Raw genomic sequence first — 6,572 nt, 5'->3', positions numbered from 1 at the left:
TATTGGCGCGCCCTAGGCACCAGCGTTGACCGACTCTTGCGCATTGACGTGGGCCGAATTATCGTGACTCGAATACGATCGCCGAGAAACTCGAAACCTTTCTAAGGTGCTATGGGAGCGCTCCCGCTCCCGCGAGGAGTAACCATGAAGGCAAGCGTCAAAGCCGCCCTGGCCGCGGCTGCCGCGAGTGCCGTGATTGCCTCTGCCGGGCTCCTGTTAGCCGGCCCGATGGCAGCCCCGGCAACAGCGGCCCAACTGGTCGAGGTGACCAATTTCGGCACCAATCCCACCAACCTGCGGATGCACCTGTACGTGCCCGACAACGTGACGGCCCGCCCCGCCGTTCTCGTCGCCGTGCACTACTGCACCGGTTCCGGCCCGGCTTTCTTCTCGGGTACCGAGTTCGCGAACCTGGCCAACCAGTATGGCTTCATTGTCATCTATCCCTCGGCCACCCGCAGCGGCAGCTGCTTCGACGTGTCCACGCAGGGTGCGTTGACCCACAACGGAAATAGCGACCCGGTCGGCATCGTGTCGATGGTGCGCTGGGTGCTGCAGAACCGAAACGGCGACCCGAACCGCGTCTTCGCCACCGGCGCTTCGTCGGGCGGGATGATGACCAACGTCCTGCTGGGCGACTACCCCGACGTGTTCAAGGCCGGCTCGGCCTACATGGGCGTGCCCTTCGCCTGCTTCGCCACCACCGACGGGTCGATGTGGAACAGCAACTGCGCCAACGGAACCATCATCCGGACCGCGCAGGAGTGGGGCAACCTCGTCCGCGGCGCGTTCCCCGGCTACACCGGCGCGCGGCCCCGGATGCAGCTCTTCCACGGCACCACCGACGCCACGTTGCGGTACCCCAACTTCGGCGAAGAGATCAAGCAGTGGACCAATGTGCACAACCTGAGCCAGACCCCGACCTTCACCGACACCCCACAGTCGGGCTGGACGCGCACCCGCTACGGCAGCAGCGGCATCATGGCCAACGTCGAGGCGATCAGCATCGCCAACGTCGGGCACAACCTGCCACTGGCCGGCCAGGCGCTGATGACGATCAGGTTCTTCGGGCTGGACACCACTCCGCCCAGCTCGCCACCGCCTAGCTCGCCACCGCCGAGTTCTCCGCCGCCCAGCTCGCCACCGCCCAGCTCACCTCCGCCGAGCTCGCCGCCGCCGGTCGGGGCGTGCCGGGTGACCTACGCGATCAACGCATGGAACACCGGTCTCACCACGGCAATCAGCATCACCAACACCGGCCAGACCGCCATCAATGGCTGGTCGCTGGTCTTCACCCTGCCAAGTGGACAGACCATCACCTCTGGCTGGAACGCCACCTTCACCCCGGCCAGTGGGCAGGTGACCGCCCGCAACATGTCCTACAACGCGGCGATCGCCCCGGGTGCCACCATTCGGGACATCGGTTTCCAGGCCACCCACACCGGTAACTCCGGTAGGCCGGCCTCGTTCACCCTCAACGGCAGTGCCTGCACCATCGCATAACCAGATCGATCCAATCGCGGCCGGGCGCGGAGTTTCCGCGCCCGGCCGTTTCGTGCTGTGCCCGGCCCCACTCATCGCTGCGAATATCGACTAGGCGACGTATGTTTGTCGGCAATGGGGGGGTGACTTGTGCGGTGGAGATCCGGATCCTGGGCCCGGTCGAGTTGCACGCCAACGGCCGGCCGGTGCCGTTAGGCGCGCGGCGGCAACGGTTTGTGCTGGGGGTTCTCGCGCTGGAGGTCAATCATCTGGTGCAGCTCGACCAGCTGGTCGCGCTGACCTGGCCGGGCGACGCGCCGCGGACGGCAGTCCACGCGATCCAGGTCATCATCTCCGGGTTGCGCGGGGTGCTCGCCGGTGCCGGCGAGGGCGATGACGGCATCCAGATCGCGACCCGCGGCACCGGCTACCTGTTGCGGGCCGACCCCGATTGCATCGATGCCAGTCGCTTCCTCAAACTTCTCGGCCAGGCGCACGCCACCGGCGAAGCCCAGCGCAGGGTGCCGATTTTGGATGAGGCGCTTGGGCTTTGGTCCGGCTCCGCGCTTTCCGGAGCGGCCCCGGCCGAAGTCCTTGACCGGCTGTGCCACAGGTTGGAGACGGCCCGGGTGTCGGCCGAACGCGACCTGATCGAGGCGCGGCTGGCCATCGGCGAACACGTCCAGGTCACCCCGCAGCTGGAGCGGCTGTCGCGGGAGCTGCCTTTCGACGAGCAGATCCACCAGCAGCTGATGCTGGCGCTCTATCGCGCCGGACGCCAGGCCGACGCGCTGGCGGTCTACCGGCGATTGCGGCACGCCCTCGGCTCCGAGCTGGGCATCGACCCCAGCCAGCCGTTGCGGGAGTTGGAAAGCGCCATCCTGCGGCAGGAGCTGAGCCTGTCCCCCGCGCCGGATTCACCGCCCCCATCCGCGGCGCCCACCCCGGCCCAGCTGCCGCCGGCGTTGCCCGCCTTCGCCGGGCGGCGCGGCGCGCTGGCCACGCTCGACCGGCTCGCGGCCGGCCAGGTCAACGCGGCAGTGGTGGTGATATCTGGTACAGCGGGAATTGGCAAGACCACCCTGGCCGCACAATGGGCGCACCGGGTGGCCGCACGATTCCCCGACGGGCAGCTCTATGTCAACCTGCGCGGCTTCGGCGCGAGTGGAACAGCCCTCGGGCCAGGCGTGGCACTCGCCGGATTCCTTGAGGCCCTGGCGGTGCCGCCGGAACGGATCCCGGCCGGAATCGAAGCGCAGACCGCGATGTACCGAAGTCTGGTGGCGGGCAAGCGGATCCTGGTGCTGCTGGACAACGCGCGCGACGCCGAGCAGGTGCGGCCGCTGCTGCCGGGCGAGGCCGCCTGCCTGACCGTGGTCACCAGCCGCAACCGGATGGCGCCCCTGGTCGCCACGGAGGGCGCTTACCCGCTGGCGCTTGAGCTGCTGACCGATGAGGAGGCCCGCGAGCTGCTGGACAGCCGGCTCGGAAAAGACCGCACCGCAACGGAATCCGACGCCGTCGGGCAGATCATCGATCGCTGCGCCCGGTTGCCGCTGGCGCTGTCCGTGGTGGCGGCGCGCGCAGCGACCCATCCCCAGTTTCCGCTGAGCCGGCTGGCCGCCGAGCTTCACGACGCCGCCGGGGGCCTGGACGCCATGCACGCCGGCGATTCCGCCACCGACGTCAGGGCCGTGCTGTCCTGGTCCTATCGAGCCCTGAGCACAGCGGCCGCCGACCTGTTCCGCCTCCTGGGCCAGCATGCCGGCCCGGACATCAGCGTGGCCGCCGCCGCCAGCCTGGCCGCGGTGCCCACGGCGAGCCTGCGACCTCTGCTCACCGAGCTGACCGAGGGCAATCTGCTCACCGAAGCGGTGCCGGACAGGTTCAGCCAGCACGACCTGCTGCGCGCCTTCGCCGCGGAGCTGGCCCAGCGCCTCGATCCGCAGCCTCAGCGCCACGCCGCGATCCGCCGCCTGCAAGAGCATTACCTGCACACGGCGCACGCGGCCGCGCTGCTGCTCAACCCGTTGCGGGATCCCATCGTGCTGACGCCGCCGCGCAATGGCGTGGCCCGCGAGTACCACGCCGACCATCGGCAGGCCTTGGCCTGGTTCACCGCCGAGCATCAGGTCCTGCTCGCCGCCATCACCCACGCCGCCGGTTCCGGTCTGGACCTGCTGACCTGGCAGCTCACCTGGACCCTCACCACCTTCCTCAACCGGCAGGGGCATTGGCACGATTGGGCCACGGTCTGGCAGCTCGGCCTGGAAGCGGCCGAACGGCTGGGCGACCCGCTCATGCTCGCCTGGACCCATCGCAGCCTCAGCTGGGCGTATATCCACTTGGGACTGCTCACCGAGGCGCGGGTCCAAATCAAACGCGCCCTTGGCTTTTACGAACAGGTGGACGACCGGATCGGCCACGCCGACTCGCATCTGGACCTCGGTGGCATCGTCGCGCCGCACGACCCGCAAGAGGCGCTCGATCATGCCGAGCAAGCCCTTGACCTGTACCGCGCCGAAGGTCACGAGGCCGGGCAGGCCATCGCCCTGAACAACATCGGCTGGGCGCACACCCTGCTCGGCAACTACCAGCGCGGCCTGGCCGCCTGCCAGCAGTCGCTGGCCCTGCACCAGCGCCTCGGCAACCGCGACGGGCAGGCGGGCGCCTGGGACAGCCTCGGCCTGACCCACCACCGGCTCGGTCATCTGGCCACCGCCGTCGCCTGCTACCAGCGCGCCATCGACCTTTACCGCGATCTCGGCGATCGCTACGAGGAGGCCACCTCGCTGACCAACCTGGGCGACAGCCTGCACGACTCCGACCCCGATCGGGCACGCCGGGCGTGGCGGCAAGCCCTGGTCATCCTCGACGAGCTGGCCCATCCCGACGCGGAGTCCGTGCGCCGTAAGATCAGCGGACCAAGCTGAGGCGAAGTTGAGTACTCCGTCTGAGTAGGTGAGCCGATGTGGAGGGTGGGCAGGGCGTTTTCAATGGGCTACATGACTAAAGCAATGCGCTGGGCCGCCGCGGGCGGGGTGGCCGTGGCCGCCCTGGCCATCTGGGTGGCACTGGGCCAGCTCAGCTACGAGTTCTTCGCCATTTATGGGGCCGACCCGCAGGCGGGCCGTTGGGACACCGCGATGTTGCTCAACGCCATGCCGTTCGTGCTGCTCGTCACGCTGATCGTGACCGGGGCGGTGTTCGCGGCGTTTGCGCTGGCGGGACAAACACGGCCGCGTTTCCTGCCGATCGCGGGACTGTCCCTGGTGCTCACCGCGGGCATCGCGGTGGGCGGCGCGTGGCTTGGCACAGCCGCCAAACAACGCGGCCTGCAACAGGCCGCGACCGCCTGCAGCACCGACGAAAGGCAGGCGCTGCAAGCCTTCGGCACCGTGCCCGGCGATGGCGGCTATGGGACGGGGATGGCGGACGGGACGTGCCAGGGGATCATCGCCTTCCTCGCCGACTCGCAGGCCGACACCCGCCTCGCCGCGGTGCGCGACACCCTGACGGCTCAGGGCTGGGTCGCCACGGCCACGCCCGGTGAGCCGCGCACCACCTACACCAAGGGCGGCAAGAGCTTGCAGGTGACGGTGATCCGTGACAAGGCGGTCGAGGTCACGCTCAGTTTTGTCTAGCGCCGCACCATGTTCGAGGTGGTGATGGCCCAGACGATGAGCAGGACGATGCCGATGAAAGCGCCGCGGGCGGCCAGCATGAAGGCCGTCCGCGCCTTTGTTCTGGCCACTTTGGCCTTGGACGGGCCGCCGCGCGAGGATTGCCACCCGTCGTAGGCACCGCGGGCGCGCACCCAGCGGGCGCCGAGGAACAGCCCCACGGCGACGCCGAACACGCCGACCACCATCGCCGTGGAGTCTGAGTCAGCCGCCATGGACGCATGGTAGGCCAACAGATACACCATGTTAATCAGTCGATGGGCCGATTGCCGGATCCAGTACTCTCGATGGACATGAGCGACCGGCATGTCCAGCAGCTGTTGCGCGACGCCCGCAAGCAGCTGCGCAGGCGCGTCACTCCGCGACAAGCCAAGCAGGCGCAGAATCAGGGCGCCTACCTGATCGACATCCGTCCCGAGTATCAGCGCCGCGCCGACGGCGACATCCCCACCGCGATCGTCGTGGAGCGCAATCACCTGGAATGGCGGCTGGATCCGTGCAGCACCGCGCGCATTCCGGAAGCAGAAGACCACGGGCTGTGCTGGATCATCCTCTGCGATCAGGGTTACTCGTCATCGTTGGCCGCCGCCTCGCTGCAGGCGGTCGGCCTGACCCAGGCCACCGACGTGATCGGCGGGTTCCAGCGCTGGCGCGCCGACGGCTGCCCCATCGTCCACAGTGATCAGCCCGCTTCGCCCCGCCTGCATCGGCTCGATATCCGCTTTGATGCGCGGGCCGCAGGTCAGTGCGTCCGCTGCGTCGGCGACGGCTCGCTATGCGGCCGTTGCCGACAGGAGACTCAGCTTAGGCTGACCGGGTGAAGTCAAACATCAAGGTTGGTGTGGTGCTGGCTAGGCGGGCCGACGATCTGGCCGAGTGGCTCGCCGACGCGGCGTCCTTCGACGCGGCCGGCGCTGACGCGCTATGGATCGACGTGGTTGGCCATTCGGAGCTGGATCCCTTGGTACTGACCGCCGCGCTGGCCGTCACCACCGGGCGTTCCCTGCTCGTCGCCGATCTGGGGCCGCATCGTGAGGAGGCCGCTGCCCTGGCCACGGTCGAGCGGCTCAGCCGGGGAAGGCTCAGAACCATCGGCGGCGGTTTCCGGCTGCTCGATGAGGAAACCCAGGCCTACGAGCACATCGTGGACGGTCAGGCCGAAAGATGGGTGCCGACCCCGGCCGGGCAGGCACGCGACACGTGGCAGGCGACACTGGCGCAGGCGGCCGCCGAAGGGGTGTCCGGATTGCTGGTTCCGGCCTGGCCCGGGCTGCTCGATCTCCTGCGAAATCCGGGCGACCCAGGTCAGCGGCACGATCTCGAGTTGACCGTGGGCTGAGGGGTGTTCATGCTCCTCGATGCGGGTTTAGGATCGATGACAGTCGTATGCACGGCCCCGCGGAAGGG

5 protein-coding genes and 1 pseudogene are annotated in these 6,572 nt (G+C 68.7%); 5 read left to right on the top strand and 1 reads right to left on the bottom strand.

The window, feature by feature from the left end; genetic code table 11:
* Positions 1 to 144: 144 nt before the first annotated feature.
* The 3 genes from Rhe02_RS42740 to Rhe02_RS42730 all read left to right on the top strand — a co-directional run bounded on the left by Rhe02_RS42740 (position 145) and on the right by Rhe02_RS42730 (position 5,126).
* Positions 145 to 1,503 carry an extracellular catalytic domain type 1 short-chain-length polyhydroxyalkanoate depolymerase gene (locus Rhe02_RS42740; protein WP_203914248.1) on the top strand — a complete coding sequence of 453 codons (1,359 nt, stop codon included), beginning with the start codon at positions 145 to 147 and terminating at the stop codon, positions 1,501 to 1,503.
* A gap of 134 nt (positions 1,504 to 1,637) precedes the next feature.
* Positions 1,638 to 4,415, top strand: coding sequence for an AfsR/SARP family transcriptional regulator (locus Rhe02_RS42735; protein ID WP_203914247.1), 2,778 nt, complete (start codon positions 1,638 to 1,640; stop codon positions 4,413 to 4,415).
* A gap of 72 nt (positions 4,416 to 4,487) precedes the next feature.
* Positions 4,488 to 5,126: a hypothetical protein gene (locus Rhe02_RS42730; protein WP_203914246.1), complete on the top strand. Its 639-nt coding sequence runs from the start codon at positions 4,488 to 4,490 to the stop codon at positions 5,124 to 5,126.
* Here Rhe02_RS42730 and Rhe02_RS42725 read toward each other — a convergent pair.
* The gene (locus tag Rhe02_RS42725; RefSeq protein WP_203914245.1) at positions 5,123 to 5,380 is read right to left on the bottom strand and encodes a hypothetical protein; all 258 of its coding nucleotides are present in this window, start codon (positions 5,378 to 5,380) and stop codon (positions 5,123 to 5,125) included. The two genes, Rhe02_RS42730 and Rhe02_RS42725, sit on opposite strands and share 4 nt — an antisense overlap.
* Positions 5,381 to 5,422: 42 nt before the next feature.
* On the opposite strand from Rhe02_RS42725, the pseudogene Rhe02_RS42720 reads away from it, so the two are divergent.
* Together Rhe02_RS42720 and Rhe02_RS42715 are read left to right on the top strand one after the other, a co-directional pair.
* A pseudogene (locus Rhe02_RS42720) lies at positions 5,423 to 5,866 on the top strand (rhodanese-like domain-containing protein); the annotation flags it as partial.
* 116 nt (positions 5,867 to 5,982) lie between these two features.
* A complete protein-coding gene (locus tag Rhe02_RS42715; RefSeq protein ID WP_203914243.1) occupies positions 5,983 to 6,504 on the top strand; it encodes a hypothetical protein in 522 nt (173 codons plus the stop codon).
* Positions 6,505 to 6,572 lie beyond the last annotated feature (68 nt).

Source organism: Rhizocola hellebori (assembly GCF_016862955.1).
Lineage (GTDB): Bacteria > Actinomycetota > Actinomycetes > Mycobacteriales > Micromonosporaceae > Rhizocola > Rhizocola hellebori.
The sequence above is the reverse complement of the archived record's forward strand: the minus strand, read 5'-3'. Positions and strand labels throughout refer to the sequence as shown.